Source organism: bacterium, from assembly GCA_016702305.1.
GTDB lineage: Bacteria > Electryoneota > RPQS01 > RPQS01 > RPQS01 > JABWCQ01.
In genome coordinates this window covers 173384-199465 of sequence record JADJEH010000017.1, presented here as the reverse complement: position 1 = coordinate 199465, position 26082 = coordinate 173384, and the positions used below count along the sequence as shown (strand labels likewise).

The window sequence follows — 26082 nt, the reverse complement described above, 5'->3', positions numbered from 1 at the left end:
GCAGCTACGGCAAGCGCTTAAATTTTGAGAAGTCGGGTTTGCGCTTCTCTTTGTAGGCGTTGCGGCCTTCTTGCGCCTCTTCGCTCATATAGTAAAGCAGCGTCGCATTGCCGGCCAGTTCCTGAATCCCCGCCAAGCCGTCGGTTTCCGCGTTGAAGGCGGCCTTCAGACACCGCAGTGCCATCGGTGAATGCTCAAGCATCTCCCGGCACCACTGCACCGTTTCTTCTTCGAGCTTGGCGAGCGGCACGACCGCATTGACAAGGCCCATGTCGAGCGCCTGCTGCGCGTCGTACTGCCGGCACAGATACCAGATTTCCCGCGCCTTTTTGTGACCGACGATCCGAGCCAGATGCCCCGCTCCAAAACCTGCGTCAAACGAACCGACGCGCGGACCGGTCTGACCGAAGCGTGCGTTGTCCGCGGCAATCGAAAGATCGCACACGACATGCAGCACATGACCGCCGCCGATTGCAAATCCCGCAATCATCGCCACGACGGGCTTGGGCAGCGAGCGAATCTGCCGCTGCAAATCGAGCACGTTTAAGCGCGGGACCTTGTCGGATCCGACATATCCCTGGTCGCCGCGTATGCGCTGGTCGCCGCCGGAGCAGAAGGCCAGATCACCCGCACCGGTCAGGATGATAACGCCCACGTTTTCATCTTCACGCGCGTCATTGAACGCATGCTGCATATCAAACAGGGTCTGCGGCCGGAACGCGTTGCGCACTTCGGGACGGTTGATCGTGATTTTTGCGATACCGTTCCACTTGTGGTAGAGGATATCAGAATACTCTCCGGCGGATTGCCAGGGAAACTTATTCATGCGGATAGACCTTGAGCTGCTGAAAAGAAAGCGATGAGTGATTGGGTAAATTCCACCGGGCGTTCGAGATGCGCGGCATGACCTGCGGCGGGAAACGTGACGTGATAGAGCAGGCTCGCGTGCGCGGCCGCCGCGCTGCGCGCGTTGCTGGCGACAAACTTGGCATCCAATTCGCCCGCTCCCAGCCACAGCGGTTTGGTCCATGCCGTAAGCTGCGCGAAGCAATCGGGCATCGTGGCCGTGCCGTAGGTTTCGAGCGCCAGGGCCAACCCGTGCGGATCACAGGCATTGCGCTCGTCGCGAATATGCGTCCTTATGGACTCGGGCAATTCGCGTTGCGTTGCGAAGATTGGCAGCGCCTCCCAGTACTGCGTGAACCATTCAAGGCCGCGCCGCGTGATATTCTGCGCCAGCAGCCGGTCGCTTTCGGTCCGTCGCGCGCGTTCCGACGGATCCGCGATACCCGTGCTTGCGCCGAGCAGAGCGAGACTGTGCACACGCTCCGGTTGCGCAAGCGCGGCCATCAGCGCAACGCGGCCGCCTTGGCTATAGCCGAACCAATGCGCGGGACGCTCGTCCAATTGGGCAACCGCTTCGTGCAGATTGGCGCACAGCCGCGGCCAATCGAACTTGACCTCATGGCGTGGCCGCGTCTCGCCATGTCCTGGCAAGTCCAACCGCAGCACACGAAAAGTCCGTGAGAGCACGGGAAGGAGCGGCTTAAAGCTCGTTGCCCCCTGCGCAAAGCCGTGCAGCAGCACAAGCGGCGGCGCTTGAGCCGGACCGTCGGCGTACGCGCGCCAGAAGAGATCACCGGTGCCGATCTGCATCAGTGGAGGGCTTGCAAGACCGTTTGGACGAATTGCTCGTGCGCGGCGTGATTGCTGTCACGTTGGGTGCGGGCTTCCAAGACTGCCGCGTGAGGATAGGCCCACTGCAAATGGGTGCTGATCTCGTGCGGGGCACCGCAGCGATACCATTGGATCGCAAACAGGTCGCCAGCGGCGGACAGCTCGATATTCAACGGTGTGCCATGGAGCTGTTCAAACGTGTCGGCGTGCGCGGCGACCGGCAGAAAGTGAAAGATGCCGCCGCCGTTGTTGTTGAGGAGCAGGACGCGCAGATTCGGCTGCTGTCGCGCGGCCATCCATCCGCCCAAGTCGTGTAGAAACGCCAAGTCGCCGCAGATGAGCAGTGTAGGCCGTGCCGTCGCCTGCGCAATTCCGGCTGCATGCGCCAGTGCACCGTCAATCCCGTTGGTCCCGCGCTGTGCGAAGACATGGAGCCGTTTTCCCGTTGGAACGGTCAGCATATCGGCATAACGGACCGGCATGCTGGAAGCCAGCACCAGATTTCCGTCGGCGGGCAGCGTATCGAGTGCCGCAGCAACATAGGCCAGCTCGGCCTGCGGAAAAGTCGAAAGCGCGGACATGGCCGCGCGTGCCGCGCCTGCCACGCGCCAGAATGGATCAAGCAAAAGCGAATCGCGCGATACTTTGACGCGAGCTGTCAACGCCGCGCAGCAGGATGCCACATCCGTGACGAGAACCTCAGCGGCCCTGCCTTCCGGGTCGCGAGGCAGCGTGTCGCGCTGCACGCGCACGGTCCGCGCGCGATGCGCATTGAGATAGGTTATGAGCGCCTTGCTGGTCGGCGGCGATCCGAATTCAAGGACGAAATCCGGGGCGAGACGTGCAAGCTCCGCATGCCGCAGGAAGAGATCATAGCCGGGCAGATTCGGCTCACCGCAGTCCCGCAGCCCGGATGCGACGTCGGCCAGAAGCGGCCACCCGAGTTTCCGCGCCAGCGTGTGAATCGCCTCGCGCTCCGCTTCGTTGCGCGCGGCATCAGGTCCGCAAACGACCAAGCCGCAGAATGCAGATTCCAGTGCCGTGCTGATCGCGGTTAGTTCGGGAGGCTGTTGCGGCACGTGCAGTTTCAGCGGCGCAAGCTCCCGACGCAACTCTTCATACAGCGCCGTATGCAGCGCGGGATCGGCGGCGTCCGGCGCCAGCGGTTCGTCGGTTGGCACATTGATATGCAGCGGTCCCAGCGGCGCTGTGTTCATCGCACAAAGTCCGCGCCCGAGCATTGCGAGCATCCGGCGGTATGGCTCGGCAGCGGAGACCGCTTCCGGCAAGTCGAGCGCCATTTTCGCATAGCGACCGAAAAGCGCAAGCTGGTCTATCGTCTGCGCGGCGCCGTGATGACGCAGGCGCTTGGGGCGATCCGCCGAAACCACGATCAGCGGGTAGCCGCTTTGCGCGGCTTCAATCACGGCGGGATAGTAATGCGCCGACGCGGTTCCCGAAGTGCAGAGCAGCGCCACCGGTTCCTGCGCGCCTTTGCATAGTCCAAGCGCAAAGAAGCCTGCGACGCGTTCATCAGTGAGCACGTGCACTTGCAGCCGGTCATGCATTGCCGCCGTGCGGGCCAGCGGGGTCGAACGTGAACCCGGCGAGATCACGACGCGCGCAACGCCGGCCAGGACGAGTTGGTCCCAGATCAGGCGCGCTTGCAGATAGTTGCGATTCGGAATCACGTGAGCTCCAGCAGTGCGCGGCGCATAATGTCCATTTTCCAGCCGCATTCGGCAAACTCCAGTTCGGGATCGGAACCGGCGACAATCCCCGCGCCGCCGTAGAGCCGCGCCGTCGAATCTTGCAGCTTGGCGCAGCGGAGCACGACCAGTGCGGTTGTCGCATGTCCTGTGGAATAACCGAGCACGCCGCTATAAAGTTCGCGCGGCTGTGGCTCGAGCGCTTGAATCAACTCCATCGCTCGTGCGCGCGGCGCACCGCACACGGCGGGTGTCGGATGCAGGACGCCCAACAGTTCATCGTCGCCCACGCCATGGCGCAAGACGCCGGTGACTTGCGTATAAACATGTTCAAGATCGTCGGCCCGGCGCCGCGACACCGGCGACACGTTTACATGTTCGCACAGCGGCGTGAGCACTTCAACCAGATAGTCCGTAACGAGCTGCTGTTCGACATGATCCTTGGCCGTGAAGCTGTCACCCTCCATGAGCATGCGGCGCGTTCCGGCCAGGCTGTCCACCACGACCTGTCGGCCTTCGCGCTGATAGAGGATTTCAGGGGACGCGCCGATCCAGACGACGCCGCCATGCCAATGATGCGCAAACACGCTCGTACCCGCCGACGCATGGAGTAACGCGGCCGCCACTTCGTGTGCGGGCCACGCGTGCGTATGCCACATCTCAATTTGCCGCGTCAATACCGCTTTGCGCAGCGTGCCGCGCGCGATTTCATTTTGGATGTGCCGAACCGCGGTCTGCCAACTATGTTCGAAGAACAGCGGCTGCTCATGCGGTAGCGTCGGGCGATGGTCGAGCCAATCTTCGTCAGCTTCAAACTCGGTGGGCACGCTGCCGACGAAGCGCAGCCGCTCCTCTTCGAGGCTGACCATCCACAGCGGCTGCCAGATATGCTGTTCACGGCGGTCGAAATCGAGTCGAAAGCAGATTGGTATCTCCGCCGTGCCGCCGCGCTGTGCCTGCATCATGCGCAGGCTGCTCGTGCTCGGCCCCGTACCGCCGGCGATCCAGACGCGCGTGCCGTCGCGTGGACGGAGCAACAGCGTCTGCGCATCGCTCGTGATGAAGCGTGCGATATCTTTGTAGCGCGTCAGCCGCTCAACGGCCAGGGGATCGTAGACAGCCATAACCCATAATTTAGCCATAATCCTCACGTCATTCAAACGCCGGGCGGTTGCGCCTCGCGACCCAAGGGCGTATATTCCGGTAAGTCAGGCCAAATGGTAATCCCCCTATGCGCTCTATCCTCTTTTACGATACAACTTTGCGAGACGGCGAGCAAACGCCATTCGTGGTATTCTCGGTTGAGCAAAAGCTGGCCTTGGCGCGGCAACTCGCGGAAATGGGTCTGGATGTTCTGGAAGTGGGCTTCCCGGCCGCATCGGAAACAGAATTCAAGGCCGTCCAACTGGCGGCGCAGGAAATCAAGACCAGCGTTATTGCAGGTTTAGCTCGCTGCCGTACCGGAGACATCGAGACCACAGCCAAAGCTTTGGATGGAGCTGATAAAGCAAGAATTTCCATAGTCTTGCCAATATCCGACCGCCATCTGACCGCCTCGCTGAAACTGACTCGTACGCAGGCCGAAGACCAAATTGGCGAGGCGATCCGCTTTGCCCGGACGCTCGCTGATGATATTGAGTACATTGCGACCGATGCTACTCGCACCGCCGAAGCCGACCTCATTCGGGCGTTGGATATCGCGGCCCAGGCGGGGGCGACCACGCTGGTAGTCGCGGACACCGTCGGCTGCGGCTTGCCCGATGAGACAAAGTCACTATTCGGGAGGCTGCGCCAGCATTTCCCCGAACCGCTGCGCTTGGGAATCCACTGTCACGACGATTTCGGGCTAGCAACCGCCAACTCCGTGGCCGCGCTGGCAGGCGGCGCGGACCAGGTGGAGGGGACCCTCAACGGCCTCGGGGAACGCGCGGGGAATACGGCCTTGGAGGAAGTCGCCGTGATCCTGAGATACCACGAGGCGCTTGGACTCTCCTGCCGGGTGAATTTCGCGCGGATTCTCGAGACATCACGCCAGGTGCGCGAGGTCTCCGGGGTCGTCGTCCAACCGAACAAAGCCCTTGTGGGGCAGAATGCCTTCCTCCATGCCGCTGGTATGCACCAGCAGGCGATGTTGGCCGATCCCCTGACTTTTGAGCCGTTCGGGCCCGAGTGGGTGGGTGGGACGGCCCGTCTTGAGGACCGGATCATTTTTGGTAAATTCTTAGGAAAGAATGGCTTAAAGCGGTTGCTTGCGACGGACGGAGTCGAGCTGACCGAGCTCCAGTTGGAGCAGCTTGTCGCACGAATTCGGGGAGCCATCGAACGCCGGGAGGTGGTTTCGCGGCGCACCGTGCTGGATTGGGCGCAGGCGGCGAAATAGCTTGCTTCGCCGCGCTGGGTGTATTATCTTTTAGGTTACAATTCGATCGAGCCAACATAGCACAACTTTGGAGACACTTACCATGACGACACGCCGCTGGCTCGCGCCCCTGTTTGCGCTGTTACTGACCTGCGGAAGCGCGTTTGCGTTCACCGTCGGTACGGAAGCACCTGATTTCACGCTGACGGATTCCTGGGGAAACAGTCATACGCTCAGCGACTACCGCGGCAATGTCGTGGTATTGATGTTTTTTGGCCACACTTGAAGTACCTGTCGTGCCCAGGATGGGCAAATGGAAGCGGGTGTGCATCAGTTCTACGCCGGTCAGCCGGTCGTCACGCTGGGCCTCGATATTTACAACGGCTCGCCCGCGGCTGTGGAAGTTTTCCGCGACGTGACCGGCGTTACGTTTCCGCTGCTGACGCAAGCGGCGACCTATGGCAGTCTGAACAACGGCAACTACCGCAAAGTGGTCATTGATGCCGACGGTATCGTGCGCTATGCGTCGAATCCGTATCAACTAAACATCCAGACAATTCGCTCGCACGTGGACGAGTGGCTGCCGCTCGACGAGCCGACGTTTGAATTCACGATGGACGAGACGCTCGTGACGTACGTGGACGGATTCAATACCTACGGTTTTCACGGGCAGTTGGTCAATCTGCTGGACGCGGAGCGGCAGCTTGTCCTGACGCTCGAACCGATTTCAACTCCTGATCCTCTGCGGATGTATTCGATTTGCACCTATGTCGGCTGCTATCCGCCCGATTCAGGTGTGGTCGTGATACCGGAGACCTATGCGCCGCTGCAAGAGGACACCGGCTTGATATTCGACATATACAATTTGGCCGCACATCCCGAGTGGGGATCGGATACTTCGACGATTGTCGGCGACTACACGCTGCGCGTGACGGTGCACAATCCCGATGATCTTGAGGAGCGCATTTCTTATGATCTGATTCTGGATCAGACGTCTTCGATTAACCCGCGCGTCGTGCCGGTGCCGAATTCGGCGGCGCTGATTCGCAGCTATCCCAATCCGTTCAATCCGGAAACGACGATCGAGTTTGTGGTGAACCAGCCCGGCGCCGTCGCGTTGAACGTCTATAACCTGCTTGGTCAGAATGTCGCCACGCTCGTCAACACGCCGTTCATGAGCACCGGCACCTACAGCGCCAACTGGCGCGCTGTCAACGCGCAGGGCTTGCCGCTGCCGTCCGGCAACTACCTGCTCGAGCTGAACAATTCCGGCCAACGCGCGGTACACAAAGTGATGTTGGTGAGATGATCACACCTCACACCAACTCAATTCGCAGCTAACCACACATAGCCCCTGGCCTCCGGTCAGGGGCTATGTGTCAAAGCGCTTGACACTCACACCGGATTAACCTTCGTTCCTCGATTCCTTTTCCCATGTCCCTCCCTTCCTCCTATGACGTTCTCGATGCCGCGCAAGTTTTGAAAGGCGTCGCACACAAGACTCCGGTGCACACGTCGCGCACGCTTGATGCCAAGGCCGGCGCGAATGTATATCTGAAGTGCGAGAACTTCCAGCGCGTCGGCGCCTTCAAATTTCGCGGTGCGTATAATGCGATGTCGCGCCTGACGCTCGACGAGCGCCGCCGCGGTGTGATTACTCACTCTTCCGGCAATCATGCGCAAGCCGTCGCGTTGGTTGGCTCGCTGCTCGATATTAAGACGGTCATCGTGATGCCGCAGGACGCGCCGCCCGCCAAACTCGCCGCGACGCGCGGCTACGGTGCGGAGGTGGTCGTATATGATCCTAAAGAGCGCACACGCGAAGAAATTTCAGCGGAACTCAAAGAGCAGCACGGCTATGTGTTGATCCCGCCGTACGATCATCCGCACATCATCGCCGGTCAAGGCACAGCCGCGCTCGAGTTGTTGACGGACTATCCCGATATCGAAATGCTCCTGACACCCTGCGGCGGCGGCGGACTGCTCTCGGGCAGCGCATTGGCGGCGAAGCATGTGAATCCGAACTGCAAAGTCATCGGCGTCGAGCCGGAAGTCGCGAACGATGCGACGCTTTCCTGGCGCACAGGCACCTTGCACACGGTGAAGAATCCTCCGACTATTGCAGACGGCACGCGCACACCCTCGCTTGGTAAACTCACCTTTCCGCTTGTGCGGGCCAACGTGGATGAGTTCGTCAACGTCACGGAAGCGCAAATCATCGCGGCCACCAAGTTCTTGTTCGAGCGCATGAAACTCGTCGTCGAACCCAGCGGCGCTTTGGGTGTCGCGGCCCTGTTGGCCGGGCTGGACACGCCGGACAAAGTCGGCGTCATCCTCAGCGGCGGCAACCTTGACCCGAGCGTGCTATTGATGTAAGCTGCGCGTAGGACTTTGAACAGGCAGGCGGCCTCCGTCTGCCTGTTTTGTTTTGTCCCTTCCGCTGCTGACGTTTCACAGACTCGCACTTACACGAAACTTGGCCTGCAAATGCGCGTTCTAAGAGGAGCAATCTCATCAGATCACGCGAAATTTTCTCAAGGTTCAACAATGCTGCTCTGCATTTTCATTCTGCTCCCTTTGTTGGCCGCTGCGCAACCAACTCCTCCGCAAATCGCGTGGTCGTACCGCTATTTCGATGGCGACACTTCGCTGACCTACGCGGATCATGCCGTCACCGCGGCCGGTGAAGTCTTCGTGTGCGGTCGCGCGAACGATAGTCAATTTGGGGGTCGAGCATTTGTGCTGAAGCTATCGTCAGATGGCGAGCGCCAATGGCTGCGTTACTATGGAGCTGGTACACTTGACGAGCAACTGAGCTTCGGCGGCATTGATGATGCGGGAACCGGATCGCTCATCGTCGGCGGCACATTGGCCGACTATTCAGCGCCGACATCGCAACTTTACGCGACCGCCATCAATGCAGTGACGGGTGATGTGCTGTGGAGTTTTGCAAGCGAAGAGCTGCTCTGTTCGAATGGTCAGGCGATTGCCGCCAACGATGGCGGCGCGTATGTCGCTGGGCTGATTCTCGCCAGCGCCACGGGCGAGGAGCGACTGCATGCAGCGCGCGTATCGCCCGGAGGCGAACCATTGTGGGAAGAGACCTTCGGAGAAATGACCGCCAGCCTGCCGTTCTTTCTGCGCCGCTATCAGGATGGAATGGTTGTGTTGGGTTCAGTTCTTCACCAGCGGCCAACGCCCCGTTTGGTTGCTCACCGCATAGATTCGACCAGCGCGGAGATATTCGGAGTGGAGTACGACGATGAAGCGGAAGTCGCGGTCGGACTGCGAGTCTTCAACGACGGGCTGCTGGGCTATCTGGTGAATGACGGATCAGACTTTCCGCCTGAATTGTATTTGAATGAGTTCATCGTCGCTGATGAGATGGGCCGAATTGACCTGGCCTTTCGACTGCCCCTCAAGACTTACAGTACGGACGGCACGGTAAATGACCTCTATGAATTCACGTCATACACATTGATTGATGAGACGTCAATCGTAGTGTCGGGCGGAAAGTACATTCCCGATCCGAATGTCCTGAGCATTCAACCGATGATTGTGCAATTCGACCTGACGACGGGCGACACAGTTTGGATCGAACCTTACGGGGATACGCTGCGCGGCGTGGTTCCCTATTTACCCTCGATTGAAAATGCGCCGGATCAAGGTCTGGTCATGGCCTCAGCGCGGCAGGATACCGCATTCCACGTCGGCATCGAGGTCACGCGCACCGTTGGTGAAACAAGTACAGTTCCAACGAGTTCGCCGTGGAGTGCAGACCTGGCGAAGGTGTTTCCCAATCCGTTCAATGCGGAGGCTCAGATACAGTTCTCATTGCTCCGCGCCGCGGAAGTCAACGTCAAACTATTCGATATTACTGGCCGGGAGGTGCGTGCCATTGCGTCGGGTAGACTGACTGCGGGAATCCATCGGCTTGTCGTGAGCGGCGACGGCCTGGCCAGCGGAGCGTATCTGGTCTCCGTGACGGTGGACGGCATCCGCCAGTCGCAACGGGCCATTCTGCTCCGCTGAGGATTCCTCCCCAGATTCCCTGCCGCTATCGGGGTTTCCGCCCGCCAAAGCTCGACCCTGCCGGTCGGGCTTTATTGTTATATAACAATAATTTAAAATAGAGCGCATTGCCAAAATGTCAAGTATCATTACCACAATGTAAAGTTTACTTGACAATCGTCATTTTCTCCATTATATTGGCGGACAGACAACGCCCATGAGAACCACCTTGCGCAAATACCGTTTTGAACACGGCGAACTCAGTCAACAGGAGTTGGCCGACAGCGTAGGTGTGTCGCGGCAGACGATCGTCTCGATTGAGAAGGGCGATTACGCGCCGTCGGTGAAACTGGCTCTGCTGTTGAGCAAGAAATTAGGTGCGAGAGTGGAAGAGCTGTTTGTGCTGGAGGAGCAGGACCATGTTTAAGATTGACGCCGTGTTTTGGTCAGCGCTCGCCATCTTCGCCATCGCCATCGCGATCTTTGCGATCACGGGCGAGCAGATGTGGTTGACGCTGATGCTGGCCTCGTATCTTTTGCGGCCTACGCTCGCCTCGCTCGGTGTGGCCAAGCGTCTGGTAGACGAACGGCAGATGGCGATTCACTACCGTTCGGGCAATATCGCGTTCGCGGTGATGATGGTGGCAACGGTGGTGTTGGCGGCGATACAAAGCGCTAAGGGTGATCCCGAGGCCGAAATGTACAACATCATTATCATCCTCGGCATTGCAACAAAGGCGCTGTTCAATGTGCTGCTGGTGAAGGACTATCGCGGCGCGGCCGTGCGGATTATCATTGGCGTTGGGGCGATGGCGCTGCTGTTCGTCGTGATGAGTCACGGATTGTCGCTCGAAACGCTGATGGAGGGTTCGCCGTGGATCACGATGATTGCATTAGGGCTGCTGGCGCGAAAATTCCCGCGCACGATTAGCGGGGTGGTGTTTGCGGCGACGACGGTATTGCTGTTCTTCATTTTGGGCAAAGGTCTGACGGTCGGTCAGTTTGCAACGGCGCTGTTGATTTGTGTGCCGCTGTATGTCGCGGGAACGTGTCTGTGGATTCGCCCGGCTGACGAAACACCGGAAGTCGTCGTCGAATAGAGTTTCAGTACGAAGGAGCAAAGAAATGGCAACGGAAGCAACGGCAGCCGCGCGCCCTGAGTGGCTGCGCACGATCGCCCGCGTTATTTTGGGATTGTGGGTGCTGTTCTGGACCTATTTTCTCGGTGCGAATCTGCTTGACAATCGTCACACGGTGCCTTCGTCCGAGCAGACGAAGGGGTATGCGGTCATCATCGGCGGCCTGGCCATGCTCTGGGGGTTGGCCTACCTCGCCTGGCGCAAAGAAAAACTCGGCGCGAGTCTGCTGGTCGGCTTGGGTGGCGCGCTGATGATCGGGTACATGATTTCGCCGCCGCGCAACATGCAAACCGGTGACGCCCTCACCACGGCACTCCTGCTCGGTGGTGCGCCGTTGCTCGCGGGGATCCTGCTCTGGGCATCGCCGAAGCGGTAACGGCAGACACTCTATCGAGGCCATCCCACCCGGCTGTGAGTCCTCTCTGTAAACTCCTGAACACTGTTCAGGAGTTTGTTTTTGTTGGGGTAAAGAGATAGGAGGCCGAGTTGACTCCGGGGAACTTGGAGTGTATATTTGGGGTATTATTAGCAGTCACGTGTCGTGAGTGCTAACAGCCCAACTCCATTCAACTTACCATAATCTAAACGGTTCAGGAGACCTAAGACCATGAAAATCAAGCCGATTGACGAGCGCGTGCTGATCAAGCCGCTCGAAAAAGAAGAGAAGACCGCCGGCGGAATCATTATCCCCGACACCGCCTCAAAAGACCGTCCGCAGATGGGTGAAATCGTGGCCATGGGCGACGATGTCGAAGTCTCGGATCGTAAGCAGAAGAAGATGTCTGAAATGCTCAAGGTGGGCGACACGATTGTCTATGCGCGCTACGGCGGCACGGAAGTCAAGCTCGAAGACAAGGAATACATCCTCATCAGCCGTAACGACATCCTGGCCGTTGTCGTGAAGTAACTTCTGGCTTTCCCCCTTCGACGGGGGAATCAGCAGGGGGCCTTTAACAAGTATCATCAAACAAGGAACAATACACACATGGCAAGCAAACTGATTGACTTCGATGTCGAAGCCCGTACTGCGCTGAAAAAGGGCGTAGACATTCTGGCCGATTCCGTGAAGGTCACGCTGGGCCCCAAGGGCCGCAACGTCGTGATCGAGAAGAAGTGGGGCGCGCCCACGATCACCAAGGACGGTGTGACCGTCGCCAAGGAAATCGAACTGGAAGACGCCGTGCAGAACATGGGCGCCCAGATGGTGCGCGAAGTCGCGTCGAAGACCAGCGATATCGCGGGTGACGGCACGACGACCGCCACGGTGCTCGCGCAGGCGATCATTCATGAAGGTCTGAAAAACGTCACCGCCGGCGCCGATCCGATGAGTCTCAAGCGCGGCATTGACAAGGCCGTGCAGCAGGTCGTCGCCGATCTGAAGAAGAACGGCAAGGCCATCAGCGGCAAGAAGGACATCGCGGCCGTCGGCACGATCTCGGCCAACAACGATCCCGAAATTGGCAATCTGATCGCCGATGCAATGGATAAGGTCGGCAAGGACGGCGTCATCACCGTCGAAGAAGCCAAGTCCATGGAGACGACGCTCGAAGTCGTCGAAGGCATGCAGTTCGACCGCGGTTATCTGTCGCCCTACTTCGTCACTAACCCCGACGAAATGGAAGTGGACCTCGAGAACCCGTATATTTTGATTTATGACAAGAAGATCGCTTCGATGAAGGACCTGCTCCCGGTTCTGGAGAAGGTTGCGCAGAGCGGTCGCGCGCTGTTGATCATCGCCGAAGACGTCGAGGGCGAAGCTCTGGCGACGCTCGTGGTGAACAAGCTGCGCGGTACGCTGCGTGTGGCCGCGGTGAAGGCGCCGGGCTTCGGCGACCGCCGCAAGGCGATGTTGGAAGATCTCGCGACGCTGACGGGCGGCCGCGTGATTTCCGAAGAAGCGGGTTTCAAGCTCGAAAATGCGGTGATGAGCGATCTCGGCACGGCCAAGAAGATCATCATTGACAAGGACAACTCGACGATCGTCGAAGGCGCGGGCAAGAGCGAAGACATCAAGGGCCGCATCGCGATGATCAAGAAGCAGATCGAATCCACGACCTCGGATTACGACCGTGAAAAGCTGCAAGAGCGTCTGGCCAAGCTGGCCGGCGGTGTGGCGGTGTTGAAGGTTGGCGCGGCGACCGAAGTCGAGATGAAGGAGAAGAAGGCGCGCGTGGAAGACGCCCTGCATGCGACGCGTGCGGCCGTGGAAGAAGGCATCGTCCCCGGCGGCGGCGTGGCTCTGCTGCGTGCCCAGAAGGTCCTCGATGGATTCAAGCTCGAAGGCGACGAGCAGCTCGGTGTGAACATCGTGCGTCGTGCGTTGGAAGAGCCGATTCGCATGATCTCGCAGAACGCGGGTCACGAAGGCAGCGTCGTGGTGAACAAGATTCGCGAAAACGGCAAGTACAGCTACGGCTTCAACGCCGCCAGCGAACTCTATGCGGACCTGCTCGAAGACGGCGTGATTGACCCGACGAAGGTTGTGCGCGTGGCGCTCGAGAACGCGGCGTCGGTGGGTGGTCTGTTGCTGACGACGGATTGCGCCATTCACGAGAAGAAAGAGAAGAACCCCGCGCCCGCAATGCCCGGTGGCGGCGGCATGGGCGGCATGGGCGGCATGGACTACTAAGATAGCGCGACTGAGCAGTCGCGGCGGAAATGACGAGCGGCGCAGGAGCAATCCTGCGCCGTTTATGTTTGCTCAAACTTCAAGAAGGCCTTTCAATAATGATTCTTCAAGGGAGGCGACGTCACACGACAAAAAGACAATTATTGCCAAAGAGTTAGGGAATTAAGAGCGCGGCATGTCCGATTGTCCGCAGCCGTAAAGGCCCGCAGCATGAAACCGCCTACCGTCAAACTGCAATATTGCGCCAATTGTGCGTAATCGCCGCTAAATCTGCTATGCAACCGTTGCCGAACCAACACGCACGGCAAGCTGTGAGGACAGCGACTCAACTTCTGATAGAACGGCATATGCTTTGCTTAAACTGACGCGAACGCGTCGCATAAGCGCCATCTAAGAGACCCGCTACAGCGCAATTCTTAGGCGATTCCTGATCGAAATAACGTAAGGGTAAATGGTACGGAGAACATAAATGTTTAGAAATCTCTCGCTAAAAAGCAAGCTAATCGGGTCGTTCTGCATCGTCGCTATGATAACTTGCATCGTCGGGTGGGTCGGATACAGCGGACTCGTCAGCTCATCGGAATCCATTACAGAAGTCGGCCTTGTTAGAATGCCGTCGCTCCAAGGCCTCCTTATGATGGAAGCAGGAATGAATCGCGTTCGTGTGAACAACTATTTGGTGTTGAACCGTGACTTGCCTTTGGAAACCCGTGAACACTATCCTGATCTGGTTGCAGAGGCGTGGCAGCGAGCAGAAGATGGGCAAAAGATCTACGAGCCCCTTCCCCAAACTACAGAAGAGGCAGCATTGTGGAAAGAACTTCAGATAACATGGAACGGGTTTAGGAAAGACTGGGAGACCTATCATCGGGAAGCCCTCGCCTCGTTGAGCGAAACTGATCCCAACAGGCTGGATGTATTATACCAAAGAATGACCGAGCTTGCTACTGGATCAATGGCGAAGAATGCCAGAGAATCCGCCGCGGATCTGCAAAAGATCATTGAATTGAATGCACGTCTCGCGGACACCGGAACCGATGAAGCAATAGCCGGGTCAGCCACGAGCAAGTCCATGGCGCTGATCTTCGCGATTGGTGGTTTTTTGAGCGCGCTCGGCTTTGGAGTCTTTTTGAGTCTGAGCATCTCGCGGAATCTGAACCGGATCGCGACATCTGCCGCCGAAGGCGCTTCTCAGATTGCTTCTGCAGCCAACCAAGTGTCCACGTCATCGCAAGGCGTTGCTGAAGGATCGCAGGAGCAAGCGGCCTCAATCGAGGAAACAAGTTCGGCGGTCGAGGAACTCTCGGCAATGACGAATCAGAATGCGTCAAATGCGAAACAAGCGTCACAGCTCGCCGTTGAGGCTCGCGAGGCAATGAAAAAATCTTCGGAAAATGCCCGGTTCATGGACGAAGCGATGCGGGACATCAAGACGGCGTCGGACCAGACCTCCAAGATCGTAAAGACCATTGACGAAATTGCATTCCAGACAAACCTATTGGCGTTGAACGCAGCCGTGGAAGCGGCGCGGGCGGGCGAAGCAGGTAAGGGATTTGCGGTTGTCGCCGAGGAAGTACGCAACTTGGCGATGCGCGCAGCCGAAGCCGCAAAGAACACAAATTCGCTGATTGAAGAAAATACGGTGCGTGTGAACAGCGGCGTGCAGATTATTGAAGGACTGAAATCGAACATTGAGCAGTCATTGCTTCATATAGATAAAGTCACGAGTCTGAACAACGAAGTTTCGGCGGCATCAGACGAACAATCCTCCGGTATTGGGCAAATCAATACAGCGATATCGCAAATGAATCAGGCGACGCAGGCCAACGCAGCGAATGCAGAGGAAGCGGCCGCAGCGTCCGAAGAATCAGCCGGACAAGCGTCGTCATTGCGTGAATTGGTTATGGAACTCAGTCTGCTTGTAAATGGCAGTTCCGGTAACTCGCACGGTGTTTCCGAGATGCAAGGTTGGACCAACCATAGCACACTCAAACGTCCACTCCAGAAACTGAAATTGGGCGCAACGCGCGCGTCGAGCAAGCACGATCGCGATCCGCTGCCAATGAACGACTTTGACGGTCCTGACCGCTTCTGAGTTCAACGGGGTAGAGAACAGAATACAGGGCGAGCCAACCGGCTCGCCCTGTTTATTTTGCCTAACGCGATTCACACGACGAGTCAATGGTGTTGGTCTTGGTTATGATGACCGCAACGAACTTTCGGAACTTCAGATTAGACCAGTCCACCGTTACTCGAGCTATGTCATCAATTCAGGCATTGACGGTGCAGGAGCAATCCTGCGTCGCATCGCGACTTCCGGGGCTTCGCCTATTTTTCAGCAAGGGGGCCGCGCGCCAACGCCAGCATCTGTGTAATCCTGATCGCCTTTCCTGTTTCGGCGTGAGGAGCCGTGCTGCCCGGTGGTCCGCCGGGATGGCCGCCGCGATTGCCGCCATTGCCCATCCCGCCCATCGCACCCGTCGGCCGACCGCGACGCTCGCCGTCGTCCGGAACACGTGTCGGTTCTTCGATCTTCGGAATTTCGAGCGACAAGAGCACCTCATCCCCCGCCTTGAGCCACGGCGCGAGGGAATCCAATGTGATCGCGATGACGTGCGCGACCGTCCGGGCCTCGTGTCGTGTCACAGCATCGAGACCGAGTGCGCGGGCCGAATCGGCCGACATCACACGCTCGCCCCGCCCGTCGGCGTCCAGGATCGCCAACGCCTGCGGCTGTTGATCTTGCATAAAGGGCGGCGCGTCACTGCCGATATCGTGCGGGCCAGTCTGTTCTCGGGGCCGCACACCCCGCTGCGGCAACGCCGGATAGCGCACGCCAAACGTCTCGCGACGATCTTGCGGATTGGTCAGCCATAGGGTCACGCCGCCAATATGAACCTGCCGCCGCAGCGCCTCATCCGTCGTCTGAATCGACAACAGCAGTCGTTCGTCGTCGTTGGCAATCACAAAGCGCGCCTGCACATCAGGGATCCGCAGTCCTTTGAATTCACCCAGATCGGGTTGGCCGTTGATATCAAATGCCGCTGCATACCACTCTGCGGCAAGTGGTGTGGACTTGCAACCGGCGAGCGCTAAAGAAAGAATGAGAATTGCTGTAAGGAAGATCAGGCGAGCAGGACGGGCCATGACGACAGGACTCCAGTTTGACGCGGTTGGACAGGAGTATGACACGCCAGCCGCCAAGAGGTTTAGCAACGTTGTTTCCATGCCCCCTGGCCACCCGTTCGCTGAATTCTCACGTGCTGGCTCTTGACTCTTATTTGAACAAATGTTATATTTCTCAAAATTCACCAAAACAACGATTCGGAGGAACGGTCATGGTGCGAAAACTATTTGTTTTGTTTGCGGTTACGTCTTGTTTTGCGCTGTCATTTGCGCAAGAGGGAAATTCGCCGTCCGAGGCGGACATGATGAAGATATGGATGGAAATGTCCACGCCGGGCGAAGCTCACGCTGGACTGGCGAAAATGGCTGGCGAATGGGATTGCGTGACGAAGTTTGCTATGGGTCCCGGCCAGCCGATGATGGAAAGCAAGGGCTCCTGCACAAACACCGTGGTCAACGGAGGCCGTGCGGTGAAGTCCACGTTCCATGGCGATATGATGGGGATGCCGTTTGAAGGCGAAGGCCTGACCGGCTATGACAATTTCAACAAGACCTATTGGTCCACGTGGATGGACAACATGTCCACCGGATTCATGTTCATGGAAGGCACGTCCACGGACGGCGGCAAAACCGTGGTCTTCAATACCACGATGGACGAGCCGACGATGAACGTTAAGGACAAGCCGGTGCGGATGGTCTCAAAGATACTCGACGAGAACACGCATGTCTTCGAAAGTTGGGACGAAATCGGCACGCCGCACGAATTCAAGGCGATGGAGATCACCTACACGCGCAAGAAATAACCAGCGTGGACGCTGGACCCATTGCCGCTGGCGCGTCGCGCTCCAAAGCAGTGAATGCAGATGAATAGAATTTTGAACGGCAGCCATGAGCTGCCGTTCTTTCACAGGAGATGTTTCTTGAAAGAGGACCCACGATGACAGAACAGGAAATGATGGCCAATTGGATGCGCAACGCCACGCCGGGCGAGCCGCATGCGAATTTGGCGAAGTGGTGCGGGGAGTACGAAGTGCACATGATCGAGCGCGGTCAGCCGATGAAGGGCGATGTGAAAATCGAGATGATGCTCGACGGCCGCGTGCAGGTGCAGCACTTCACCATGGACTTTCAGGGCATGCCGTTCACGGGATTCGGCATGATGGGCTATGACAATTTCACGCAGCGCTATTGGTTCACGTGGAATGACAATATGTCTACGGGCATCTATTCGATGTGGGGCGAGGCGCGCGACGGCGGAAAGAGTATCGTGTTTGAGGGCTTGATGGACAGCCCGGGCAAGAACATCCGCCAGTTGCCCGTGCGGCACACGTGGCACGTCGTCAATGAGCACGAACTGCGCTATGAAGTGCTGGAGTATCCCGGCACGCCGCAGGAAGCCAAGACGATGGACATGACCTACAAGCGCAAATAGCCGGCGGCGAAATTCAGGAAAAAAGAGCGGGGCGGACCAACTGGTTCGCCCCGCTTGCATATCCAAACAGGCCGCCTACTTGCCGCAGACGCGCTGAATCCTGTAATAGGCCTGCTCTTGCTGCAACTCAGGATCCACAAAGACCGTAAGAATGTCGCCGCCGGCGGGGATTGACCCTTCGAACGACCACTCATTGGGAAAGGCGCGATCCGGATTATCGGAAGAGTAGATCGAATAGACGCCCGCGAAGTGTCCGGTCCACCGCAATTCCACGCCCGAGTTGACCACGTAGTTAATCGTCAGATCGGCGACGGGCAATTGGCAGTCCATCACATCTCGAATCGCGTGCACGAGCTTGAGCTCGCTCGACACGGCGCGGCCCCGGCGATCGGCAGCATCCGTCAACAGGACTCCCCGCAAACCGCGCTTATGATCGAGCCAAACGAACGAGCCATTCTCATGCGGGAAGGCCAGTTCTTCAATGGTACGCGATTCCGGTTGCAACGCCGTGACCCACAGGCCCGCCACGCGCGTCGGCGGCACTCCATAAGCAAAATAGGGGGACTGCGCGGGCCACGGATCCGACGCGGACGTGAGGCTCGTGTCCGGCAAATCGTGATCACTCGCGCCATGCGAACCGTCGGTGCGGGTCAGCATCAGAGCCGCGGCGATCCACTCGTTTATGGCTTGACGTGTCTGAGTCGTATCTCCCGCAAGCGAACCCGACCGATAGGCGAAGATCAGCGAATCGTGCTGATACACCTCGACTGCAACATTGCCATGATAGACCGCCAGCGAATCATTCAGGATCTGCTCAACGGTCCAGAAATCATAGTCCGCACGGGCCAATGACCACGGAACAAGAATTAGCAACACCATGTCACGCAATCTCAACATGCGAAGCGCCTCAACCCATTAATGTCGTCGCGATTCGAACACATAAACGCCGTCCGAGCACCATAGAGCAAAAAGCAGGCGAGCCAGCGCCGGCGCTGGACCCGTTGCTGCTGGCGCGTGTCGCTACAATTGGATCGAAGAAAACGAAGCAGGCGAGCCACTTGGCTCGCCTGCTTAACTCTACCACCGCTGGCGCAATGCGCCCGCGGCTATGGGTCCAGTATCCGTGCTGGCTACTTCATCAGCATCAGCTTGTGCGTCGAGTGGAAGCTGCCAGCTTCAATGCGGGCGAAATACATGCCCGACGCCATATCGCTGGCGCCGAACTGCACGGTGTGATAACCGGCCTGCAACGTGCCGAGGTCCATCTCCTTGACGAGCTGACCCGTGACGTTGAAGACGCGAATCGTAGTCAGTGACGACTGCGGAATCGCAATCTTGAAGTTCGTCATGGGATTGAACGGATTCGGGAAGACGTTGACGCCGTATTCGGTCGGCAGTTCCGCATTCTCGCCCACCGGCAGCGGGCCGCGGATCGAGCCGCCCGATTGACCGACGTTCCAACGGCCATCGCCGTCGCAAGTCGGGTGCGAGAGAACGAAGCCCGTCACGGGCGCATCCTGCGCACCGACGGACGTCGTGGTTGAGAAGATGATCGAATCATTGTCCACCACAACCGTCCAGCCCGTCGGCGCAGTCGCCGTCGTGCCGGCACAGAAGTCGCGAATGACCACGGTGTTTAAGCAGCCCGTGTTGACATCCATCGTGTAGGTCCAGTTCGGCGGACCGGCGGTAACGAGCGTGAACGTTGCCGTGCCAGTGCCCGGCGCGCGACGCGTACCCTGATTGCCGGCGGCCACAGCACCCAAACCGCACGCGTTGGTAGCAATTACGCGATAGGTCGAGGTCGTTCCGGCGACGGCCGTAAGATCGTCATACGAGTTGACGTTTTCAGCCACAGTCGCCAGCGTGTCGTTGTTGCGCAGTACCTTGTATTGCAGCGCGCCGGCGAGATCGTTCCACGTCACGCGCACCTTGTCGCACAGCGTATCCGAAGCCACGATGTTGGCAACCTGTCCCGGAGGCGACAGACGCAGACCCTGTTCGGGCGTCGCGGGCTGCAAGTCACCCATGCCGCATTCGTTCTTGGCACGAATCTGGAAACCGCCCTGCAAACCGGCGGGCGCCGGGTAGCAGAACGAGAAGTTTGGGCCGCCCGCATTGAGAATCGCGCCCACGCGCGTGGCCGTGCGGAAGATCACAAACGAGTCCGCGTCGGCGCAATTGGCCGTCCACGTTACACACACTTCGTCGCAGTCGTCATCCGAGGCCACGACGTTAGTAATCGTGCAGGTCGGCAGACCGGACGCCTGACCGTTGTCACACGTACCGTCACCCAAGCCGCAGATATTCGACCAGCCGTTAACGCAATAGTTGGCCACACCCGCGAGCGGAGCGTTGTCGAAGAACTGACGCTCTTCGCCGGCGCTGCCACGCGGCAAGGTATCGAGCGCCACGCCGTTACGGAATATCACAAAGCTGTCCAAGCCGAGGACGGTGTTGACCGTCCAGTTCACTTCAACTTGGCTGCACTGATCGTCCGACGCCGTCATGTTCTGCGGCAGGGGCGGCTCAACGCGCTTGCGACCAATGGTAGTTAGCGGTGACGAGAAGGCGGTATCCACATCGCAAACATTGTAGGCGCGCACGCGGAACGAGTGATCCACACCACCCGAGCTCACGACATCCGAATAACGCCGGGCATCCGGATTCGTGATGTAGATGTAGGGCGGAACGTCATCCACGAGCACGCGGAAACCGTCGTGATCGTCTTCGCCATAGGTCCACGTCACGACGATCGAATCGCATTCATCCGTGGTCGCCGACAGGTTGGTCACGGGGTCCGGAATCGGGCATTCGCCGCAACCGCCAGCGAGACAGGTCATCGCGACTTCGTCGGGATCCGTGCCGAAGCCGATCTGCTGGAAGCCGTTCTGCACGCGGAACGTATCGCTAACCCACGTGATGTCAGCGGCGTCGTAGCAGATGCGGATCCAAAACAGCGGGTGGCCCGTGTTCTGTTCCGGATTCGGGGTGAAGAACGGGGCACCGAACGCCGGTTCGGAGTAGAATCCGCCCGGTACATCGAGGAATTCCACGCCGTTGATGGCGAACTGATTGAGGTTCATTTCGTAAGGGCCGCCGCCTTCGGGGGCAAGCGATCGTCCGGGGTCGGGCCGTTACCGAGTGAATCCCAGAAAATCTGGACGAATGCGGCACCGTCCTCGATAGGAGTGCCACCCGCGCAGTTGTCCGTGATGGGCTGGGAGAAGTTGTACAAAATGGCATTAAACTGCGCCTGCGCAGCCGATGCCGCCAGCATCAAGCAAATCATTAACAAAGCAAGTCTTAGACGCATCACGAGCTCCTGGTTGGATGTCACTCTTTATGAGGAAAGCAATAATTTAGAACATATCACCTGAAAAGTCAACTCAAAGCCTCTCAAATTCAAGAATTTAGAACGGAAATCCGGCAAGGAATGAGTTGCAAATTTAGATACTTAGCGCGGTGAAGAGGGGGCGTTGGAAAGCCGCGACAGGAAGATCAGGAGGTAGGTTCGCGTTCGGCCAGCGAAGCGCGCACGATCAGCCCGCCCGCGACGAGCGATTGCAGCAAGCCACCGCAGCAGAGCACGATCGCGTAGGCCGCCTCGGTGGTCATGTTGCCCGACAGGAGGGACAGCAACGTTCCAGAGACTAAGGGCCCGAGCAGGAAACCCAGGGACCCCGCGGACGTAAAGCCGCCCATCGAGGCCGCCATCTGCCCAATCGGTGCGAACGCCGCGGAGAGTTGCAGCGTGGGGATGAACATCACGGCGGATGTGGCTCCGAGCGCAAACATCCAGACCATCAGCCACGGCGGAGCAATCCACCCGACTCCGGCGAATAACAGACCGTAGGACAGCGATCCCCAGAGCAGCATTTGCGTCTGCGAGAAACGCCGCGCCAGCCAAATGACCGGCGGACATAGCAGCCCCATCGTGAGCATGAACGCGGCAATATGGCCACCGATCTGCCCGGGTGTGAATCCGAATTTCAGCGTCGCAAGGATGGGAAACGAAGCCACAAAGAAACCGACCGTGAAACGATCCAGAAAGGCGAACAGATAGGGCAAGCGAAGGCGGGGTTCGCGCGCGAGATTTGCGAGAATAGCACCGAGCGGCTGGCGGCGCGCCAATCCATCGCTTGGCATGTCGAGCAACGCCGTCAGTACACCGACGGCGATCATCAACACACCGCCCAAGGAGAGTGAATAGAACGGCGAAATCGAACCGAGCCACCCGCCGATGGGCGAACCGAGCGCGACGCCGAAGGTAATCGCCGCACCGACACGGCCCATCGCGGCGCTGCGTCCCTCTGCACCGCGCGCGCCGGCCACGGCCAAAAGCAGCGACAGCGTCCCGATATGAAACACGCCTTCCACAAACCTCAGGGACATCAGCACGGTGAAGTCACGAATGTGTGGCATCAACAGGAAGCACAACCCGTCGAGCGCGGCCGCGATAGCCACAAAGAGCTTCGGCCGCCCCATGCGATCCGCCAAGCCGCCGGCGATTGGCGCAAACAGGAACGCCGCGAGCATATTGGCCGCGAGAAATGCGTGTGTCCAGAATCCCGAGACTCCGAAGCCGTCCATGACAAACGACTTCAAGATTGGCACAACCCCCGTCACCGGGAGCATGGTCAGGAAGATCAGGAGCGGTTCAATGCGAAAGCGACGGGGCAAAGCGGGAAGAGTCCAATGGGTGAGAGACAGTGTGAAGCGGGGAAATCGGTTGCTCCCCGGCGATATCCGATAGGCAACTTTTAAGGTACATTTCCGGCCACGGATTTGCAACTCTGGGCGGATGCAACTTGCTGGCCGTTGACCCGTCCAGTAAGCAGAAGTCTACCCCCGATTCTCCACAGAGTTACATGAAAATCAACAACTTAACTTTTAGACGGGAACTTGGGAACTGATTACGGTTCATTTCGTATATTGTGGTACGCGCCGCGCTGAGACGGAGGACTGTCCAGCGCGAGTCGCCTAATCGAACAATTTTCAGCCTACAGATAGAGACGTACTATGCGAAAACTGAGTTGGATTGGCCTCGGCCTCGTGCTGGCCGGAGTGGTGGTGGGTGTGCTTTTCACCTCCGAAATGAAGATGGACCGGACGGCGACCGCCCAGGAAGTCGCGCCGCCGGTGAACGCGCAATTCGCGCAGTACAATTCGTTAATCAATGACCACGGCGAGAGTCCGTTCGTGCCCGTGGCCGAGCGGGTCGGTCCGACGGTGGTACATATCTCATCGGACAAGGTCATGAGCGGCGCGAATCCGATGGATGAATTTTTTGAGAATCAGCCGTTTTGGGAGTTTTTCCATAAGCGTGATGGCGGCGGCGGCGGTGGCAATCGGCCGCGCGAGTTTCATGCTCCGTCCACCGGATCGGGCATGATCATCAGCCGCGACGGCTTCATCCTCACCAACAATCACGTCGTCGAAAACGCGGACAAGGTGACCGTCAAAACGCAGAACGGCCAGGAATACGAGGCCAAGATCATCGGCGCGGATCCCGAAACGGATGTGGCCGTGATCTAGGTGGATCACAATTTTGAAGCCAATGAAGTGTCCTTGATCGGAAATTCCGATAACCTGCGCGTTGGCGACTGGGCCATCGCGATGGGCAATCCGTTGGGTCTGGAGTGGACGCTTACGGTGGGCATCGTGTCGGCGCGCGGGCGCAGCAATCTTGCGATTGCGGGCGGCGGCCCGAGCTTCCAGGATTTTATTCAGACCGACGCTTCCATTAATTTCGGCAACAGCGGCGGTCCGTTGTGCAACATTCACGGTGAAGTTATCGGCGTGAACACCGCGATCAACCCGAGTGGTCAAGGCATCGGTTTCGCTATTCCGATCAACATGGCGATGAAGGTCGTGGACCAGTTGCGCGAGAACGGCAAGGTTGCGCGCGGTTATTTGGGAATGCTGCCGCGCGAGCTGACGGCGGAGCTGCGCAGTGCGACCGGCGTCGCGGCGGAGCAGCACGGCGTGTTTGTCGAGCGCGTGGATCCCAATACCCCGGCCTCGGTGGGCGGTTTGGAAGCGGGCGATGTCGTCACGGAGTTTGACGGCAAGGTCGTCAAGGATGTGCAGCAGTTCCGCATGGCGGTGGCCGACGTGCCGCCGGGCCGCGGCGTGGTGGCCAAGATCATTCGCGAAGGCAAGCCGCAGTCGTTGGAATTTGTGTTGGGTGATCGCGCGGCGCTGGCCACATTTATGGGTCAAGGCGAACAGCGTCCCGAGCCATCGAGCAACTGGTTGGGGATAGACGTCGGCGTTGTCAATGAATCCATGGCCCGTGCGCTGCGGCTGGATGGCACCTATGGCGTGATCATCAACGAGATAGATGAGAACTCGCCGGCGCGTGAGAAGCTGCGTGAAGGTGACGTGATTATTGAGATTGACCGCAAGCCCGTGGACGACGTTCACGGCTTCAAGGAGATTGCCGCGGCGCTGCGCAACTCGAACAAGGCCGTCTTGTTCCGCATTGTGCGCGACGGCGTGAAGACGTTCGAAGCAGTCGAGGTCAATTAACCAACCTACCACCTCCAACAGCCCCGGCCACCTTGGAATGGCCGGGGCTTGTTGTCTCTATTCCACTCTATGCTGACTCACACCTTCACCGCGCCGTTTGATTTTGCCAGGACGGCGCTTTACATAGGCCGCTATGAGAATGCGCAGACGCACGCGGTGTCCGGCGAGCGTTTTTGTCAGGTGCTGGCCGATGAGCGCGGCTATTACTTGGTGGAAATTACCCCTTGTGAGCGGAACAGTATCCACGCGCGCATCGTTGTCGGCGACCGCACAGCGTCGCGGCAGGCGCAGCTTGAACATTTTGTGAAGCGCACGTTCGGGCCCGATGACGAACTGTTGGCATTCTATCGCTTCTCAGAAAGTGATCGCCGTTTACAAAGTTGGACGCGTGACTATTGCGGATTGCGGCTGGTGGGTGTGCACAGCTTGTGGGAATGCCTCTCGTGGTCCATCATTGGACAACAGGTATCCGTAGCATCTGCGTTTGCAGTGCGCTCACGGTTAGCGCTGTATTGCAACGCCGTGGTGGCGTGGCAAGATAAGGTTTATGAGGGGTTTCCCGCGCCGGAGGCGCTGCTCAGTCTGACGGCAGCGGAGTTGCGTAAGTGTGGATTGTCGCGGCAAAAAGGCGAGTACCTTCAGGGCCTTGCGCGAGACGTTGCGCTGGGTTATCTTAATGAATCACTGTTAAGCGAAGCTGACCCCGCCGAGATTCGGGCGCGCCTATTGGCCATTCGCGGCATCGGGCCGTGGTCGGTAGAGTACGCGATGATGCGCGTGCATGGCGATGCGGACGCCTGTCCGTATGAAGACATCGGATTACGCAACGCATTGGCGCGGCAGTATCGATTAGGCCGACAAGCCACGCTGGACGAGACGAAACGCATCACGGAGAGTTGGCGGCCCTTTCGTTCGTACGCAACTTTTTATATATGGTACACGCTCCTACACAACTCCTGACCGATGCCGCGCCGCAAGTTGAGCGCTACTGGACGGACCTGAAGACGCCGCTGGGACGCATGCGCTTGACCGCCAGCGCGCACGGGCTGATGCGCGCGGAGTTCTGTGACGAGCCACGCGAGGCCGACGGCGAGTGTATCGAAACCAAATTGCTGCAGCAGGCGCGCAAGGAATTGACGGAGTATTATGCGGGCTTGCGCACGCATTTTGAGATTCCGCTGGATCTTCGCGGGACGGAATTTCAGTTGGAAGTCTGGCGCGAATTGCAGTTGATCCCCTTCGGCACGACCACGACATACGGTGAAATTGCCAAGCGTCTTATGATAGACAACGGCGCCCGCGCGGTCGGCGTGGCCAACGGCATGAATCCGGTGGCGGTAGTCGTCCCCTGCCATCGCGTCGTCGGCCAAAAAAATCAAATCACCGGCTACGCGGGCGGTATTGACCGCAAGACGTGGCTCTTGAAGCACGAGTGCAGCACGCTGGTTTGAGCGAGGTGCTTTCTT

At 58.6% G+C, this 26082-nt stretch carries 26 protein-coding genes; 17 read left to right on the top strand and 9 right to left on the bottom strand.

Annotated elements, in window-relative coordinates:
* Positions 1-4: 4 nt before the first annotated feature.
* Genes menB through IPH10_11940 form a run of 4 tightly spaced genes read right to left on the bottom strand, consistent with a single transcriptional unit; the run spans position 5 to position 4528 of the window.
* Positions 5-826, bottom strand: coding sequence for a 1,4-dihydroxy-2-naphthoyl-CoA synthase (gene menB / locus IPH10_11955; protein ID MBK6911621.1), 822 nt, complete (start codon positions 824-826; stop codon positions 5-7).
* Positions 823-1656 (bottom strand): 2-succinyl-6-hydroxy-2,4-cyclohexadiene-1-carboxylate synthase, encoded by an 834-nt coding sequence (gene menH / locus IPH10_11950; protein ID MBK6911620.1) that lies wholly within the window; start codon positions 1654-1656, stop codon positions 823-825. Before menH ends, menB begins: the two co-directional genes overlap by 4 nt.
* Complete coding sequence (menD, locus tag IPH10_11945; GenBank protein ID MBK6911619.1) at positions 1656-3368, bottom strand: 2-succinyl-5-enolpyruvyl-6-hydroxy-3-cyclohexene-1-carboxylic-acid synthase; 1713 nt, start codon at positions 3366-3368, stop codon at positions 1656-1658. Before menD ends, menH begins: the two co-directional genes overlap by 1 nt.
* Entirely contained in the window at positions 3365-4528 is a 1164-nt protein-coding gene (locus IPH10_11940; protein ID MBK6911618.1) for a chorismate-binding protein, read from the bottom strand. Before IPH10_11940 ends, menD begins: the two co-directional genes overlap by 4 nt.
* Positions 4529-4617: 89 nt before the next feature.
* Between IPH10_11940 and IPH10_11935 the strand changes: the two genes are divergently transcribed.
* From IPH10_11935 to IPH10_11885, 11 genes are all read left to right on the top strand, one after another.
* Positions 4618-5766, top strand: a complete 1149-nt coding sequence (locus IPH10_11935) for a 2-isopropylmalate synthase (GenBank protein MBK6911617.1) — start codon at positions 4618-4620, stop codon at positions 5764-5766.
* 82 nt (positions 5767-5848) lie between these two features.
* Positions 5849-6031 (top strand): redoxin domain-containing protein, encoded by a 183-nt coding sequence (locus IPH10_11930; protein ID MBK6911616.1) that lies wholly within the window; start codon positions 5849-5851, stop codon positions 6029-6031.
* 27 nt (positions 6032-6058) lie between these two features.
* Positions 6059-7054, top strand: a complete 996-nt coding sequence (locus IPH10_11925; protein ID MBK6911615.1) for a T9SS type A sorting domain-containing protein — start codon at positions 6059-6061, stop codon at positions 7052-7054.
* A 125-nt stretch (positions 7055-7179) separates the two neighbouring features.
* Positions 7180-8121 carry a threo-3-hydroxy-L-aspartate ammonia-lyase gene (locus tag IPH10_11920; protein ID MBK6911614.1) on the top strand — a complete coding sequence of 314 codons (942 nt, stop codon included), beginning with the start codon at positions 7180-7182 and terminating at the stop codon, positions 8119-8121.
* Positions 8122-8292: 171 nt separating this feature from the next.
* Positions 8293-9777 carry a T9SS type A sorting domain-containing protein gene (locus IPH10_11915; GenBank protein MBK6911613.1) on the top strand — a complete coding sequence of 495 codons (1485 nt, stop codon included), beginning with the start codon at positions 8293-8295 and terminating at the stop codon, positions 9775-9777.
* A 196-nt stretch (positions 9778-9973) separates the two neighbouring features.
* Positions 9974-10183, top strand: coding sequence for a helix-turn-helix transcriptional regulator (locus IPH10_11910; GenBank protein MBK6911612.1), 210 nt, complete (start codon positions 9974-9976; stop codon positions 10181-10183).
* Complete coding sequence (locus IPH10_11905; GenBank protein MBK6911611.1) at positions 10176-10856, top strand: hypothetical protein; 681 nt, start codon at positions 10176-10178, stop codon at positions 10854-10856. Before IPH10_11910 ends, IPH10_11905 begins: the two co-directional genes overlap by 8 nt.
* Positions 10857-10881: 25 nt before the next feature.
* Entirely contained in the window at positions 10882-11271 is a 390-nt protein-coding gene (locus IPH10_11900) for an LPXTG cell wall anchor domain-containing protein (protein ID MBK6911610.1), read from the top strand.
* Positions 11272-11502: 231 nt separating this feature from the next.
* On the top strand, positions 11503-11802 hold the full coding sequence (locus tag IPH10_11895) for a co-chaperone GroES (protein ID MBK6911609.1): 300 nt from the start codon (positions 11503-11505) through the stop codon (positions 11800-11802).
* Positions 11803-11880: 78 nt separating this feature from the next.
* Positions 11881-13524: a chaperonin GroEL gene (gene groL, locus IPH10_11890; GenBank protein ID MBK6911608.1), complete on the top strand. Its 1644-nt coding sequence runs from the start codon at positions 11881-11883 to the stop codon at positions 13522-13524.
* Positions 13525-13993: 469 nt separating this feature from the next.
* Positions 13994-15619 (top strand): MCP four helix bundle domain-containing protein, encoded by a 1626-nt coding sequence (locus IPH10_11885; GenBank protein MBK6911607.1) that lies wholly within the window; start codon positions 13994-13996, stop codon positions 15617-15619.
* A gap of 233 nt (positions 15620-15852) precedes the next feature.
* Here IPH10_11885 and IPH10_11880 read toward each other — a convergent pair whose 3' ends face one another.
* Entirely contained in the window at positions 15853-16671 is an 819-nt protein-coding gene (locus IPH10_11880) for a hypothetical protein (GenBank protein ID MBK6911606.1), read from the bottom strand.
* A gap of 191 nt (positions 16672-16862) precedes the next feature.
* On the opposite strand from IPH10_11880, the gene IPH10_11875 reads away from it, so the two are divergent.
* Together IPH10_11875 and IPH10_11870 are read left to right on the top strand one after the other, a co-directional pair.
* A complete protein-coding gene (locus IPH10_11875) occupies positions 16863-17453 on the top strand; it encodes a DUF1579 domain-containing protein (protein ID MBK6911605.1) in 591 nt (196 codons plus the stop codon).
* Between the two features lie 134 nt (positions 17454-17587).
* Positions 17588-18082 carry a DUF1579 family protein gene (locus tag IPH10_11870; protein MBK6911604.1) on the top strand — a complete coding sequence of 165 codons (495 nt, stop codon included), beginning with the start codon at positions 17588-17590 and terminating at the stop codon, positions 18080-18082.
* 75 nt (positions 18083-18157) lie between these two features.
* On the opposite strand, the gene IPH10_11865 is transcribed toward IPH10_11870, so the two are convergent.
* From IPH10_11865 to IPH10_11850, 4 genes are all read right to left on the bottom strand, one after another.
* Positions 18158-18979, bottom strand: a complete 822-nt coding sequence (locus tag IPH10_11865) for a hypothetical protein (protein ID MBK6911603.1) — start codon at positions 18977-18979, stop codon at positions 18158-18160.
* Positions 18980-19212: 233 nt separating this feature from the next.
* Positions 19213-21168, bottom strand: coding sequence for a T9SS type A sorting domain-containing protein (locus IPH10_11860; GenBank protein MBK6911602.1), 1956 nt, complete (start codon positions 21166-21168; stop codon positions 19213-19215).
* On the bottom strand, positions 21165-21398 hold the full coding sequence (locus tag IPH10_11855) for a hypothetical protein (protein MBK6911601.1): 234 nt from the start codon (positions 21396-21398) through the stop codon (positions 21165-21167). The genes IPH10_11860 and IPH10_11855 overlap by 4 nt, the downstream gene beginning before the upstream one ends.
* Positions 21399-21583: 185 nt before the next feature.
* On the bottom strand, positions 21584-22765 hold the full coding sequence (locus tag IPH10_11850; GenBank protein MBK6911600.1) for an MFS transporter: 1182 nt from the start codon (positions 22763-22765) through the stop codon (positions 21584-21586).
* A gap of 339 nt (positions 22766-23104) precedes the next feature.
* Between IPH10_11850 and IPH10_11845 the strand changes: the two genes are divergently transcribed.
* The 4 genes from IPH10_11845 to IPH10_11830 all read left to right on the top strand — a co-directional run bounded on the left by IPH10_11845 (position 23105) and on the right by IPH10_11830 (position 26067).
* Positions 23105-23620 carry a trypsin-like peptidase domain-containing protein gene (locus IPH10_11845; GenBank protein ID MBK6911599.1) on the top strand — a complete coding sequence of 172 codons (516 nt, stop codon included), beginning with the start codon at positions 23105-23107 and terminating at the stop codon, positions 23618-23620.
* The gene (locus IPH10_11840; GenBank protein ID MBK6911598.1) at positions 23621-24616 is read left to right on the top strand and encodes a PDZ domain-containing protein; all 996 of its coding nucleotides are present in this window, start codon (positions 23621-23623) and stop codon (positions 24614-24616) included.
* A 69-nt stretch (positions 24617-24685) separates the two neighbouring features.
* Positions 24686-25576 (top strand): DNA-3-methyladenine glycosylase 2 family protein, encoded by an 891-nt coding sequence (locus IPH10_11835; GenBank protein ID MBK6911597.1) that lies wholly within the window; start codon positions 24686-24688, stop codon positions 25574-25576.
* 59 nt (positions 25577-25635) lie between these two features.
* The gene (locus IPH10_11830) at positions 25636-26067 is read left to right on the top strand and encodes a methylated-DNA--[protein]-cysteine S-methyltransferase (GenBank protein MBK6911596.1); all 432 of its coding nucleotides are present in this window, start codon (positions 25636-25638) and stop codon (positions 26065-26067) included.
* Positions 26068-26082 lie beyond the last annotated feature (15 nt).

Bases quoted from the DNA above. Each gene is read 5' to 3' on its own strand.
- menB (MBK6911621.1), bottom strand. From the start codon at position 826: ATGAATAAGTTTCCCTGGCAATCCGCCGGAGAGTATTCTGATATCCTC.
- menH (MBK6911620.1), bottom strand. From the start codon at position 1,656: ATGCAGATCGGCACCGGTGATCTCTTCTGGCGCGCGTACGCCGACGGT.
- IPH10_11940 (MBK6911618.1), bottom strand. From the start codon at position 4,528: ATGGCTAAATTATGGGTTATGGCTGTCTACGATCCCCTGGCCGTTGAG.
- IPH10_11935 (MBK6911617.1), top strand. From the start codon at position 4,618: ATGCGCTCTATCCTCTTTTACGATACAACTTTGCGAGACGGCGAGCAA.
- IPH10_11930 (MBK6911616.1), top strand. From the start codon at position 5,849: ATGACGACACGCCGCTGGCTCGCGCCCCTGTTTGCGCTGTTACTGACC.
- IPH10_11925 (MBK6911615.1), top strand. From the start codon at position 6,059: ATGGAAGCGGGTGTGCATCAGTTCTACGCCGGTCAGCCGGTCGTCACG.
- IPH10_11920 (MBK6911614.1), top strand. From the start codon at position 7,180: ATGTCCCTCCCTTCCTCCTATGACGTTCTCGATGCCGCGCAAGTTTTG.
- IPH10_11915 (MBK6911613.1), top strand. From the start codon at position 8,293: ATGCTGCTCTGCATTTTCATTCTGCTCCCTTTGTTGGCCGCTGCGCAA.
- IPH10_11910 (MBK6911612.1), top strand. From the start codon at position 9,974: ATGAGAACCACCTTGCGCAAATACCGTTTTGAACACGGCGAACTCAGT.
- IPH10_11905 (MBK6911611.1), top strand. From the start codon at position 10,176: ATGTTTAAGATTGACGCCGTGTTTTGGTCAGCGCTCGCCATCTTCGCC.
- IPH10_11900 (MBK6911610.1), top strand. From the start codon at position 10,882: ATGGCAACGGAAGCAACGGCAGCCGCGCGCCCTGAGTGGCTGCGCACG.
- IPH10_11895 (MBK6911609.1), top strand. From the start codon at position 11,503: ATGAAAATCAAGCCGATTGACGAGCGCGTGCTGATCAAGCCGCTCGAA.
- groL (MBK6911608.1), top strand. From the start codon at position 11,881: ATGGCAAGCAAACTGATTGACTTCGATGTCGAAGCCCGTACTGCGCTG.
- IPH10_11885 (MBK6911607.1), top strand. From the start codon at position 13,994: ATGTTTAGAAATCTCTCGCTAAAAAGCAAGCTAATCGGGTCGTTCTGC.
- IPH10_11880 (MBK6911606.1), bottom strand. From the start codon at position 16,671: ATGGCCCGTCCTGCTCGCCTGATCTTCCTTACAGCAATTCTCATTCTT.
- IPH10_11875 (MBK6911605.1), top strand. From the start codon at position 16,863: ATGGTGCGAAAACTATTTGTTTTGTTTGCGGTTACGTCTTGTTTTGCG.
- IPH10_11870 (MBK6911604.1), top strand. From the start codon at position 17,588: ATGACAGAACAGGAAATGATGGCCAATTGGATGCGCAACGCCACGCCG.
- IPH10_11865 (MBK6911603.1), bottom strand. From the start codon at position 18,979: ATGTTGAGATTGCGTGACATGGTGTTGCTAATTCTTGTTCCGTGGTCA.
- IPH10_11860 (MBK6911602.1), bottom strand. From the start codon at position 21,168: ATGAACCTCAATCAGTTCGCCATCAACGGCGTGGAATTCCTCGATGTA.
- IPH10_11855 (MBK6911601.1), bottom strand. From the start codon at position 21,398: ATGCGTCTAAGACTTGCTTTGTTAATGATTTGCTTGATGCTGGCGGCA.
- IPH10_11845 (MBK6911599.1), top strand. From the start codon at position 23,105: ATGCGAAAACTGAGTTGGATTGGCCTCGGCCTCGTGCTGGCCGGAGTG.
- IPH10_11835 (MBK6911597.1), top strand. From the start codon at position 24,686: ATGCTGACTCACACCTTCACCGCGCCGTTTGATTTTGCCAGGACGGCG.
- IPH10_11830 (MBK6911596.1), top strand. From the start codon at position 25,636: ATGCGCTTGACCGCCAGCGCGCACGGGCTGATGCGCGCGGAGTTCTGT.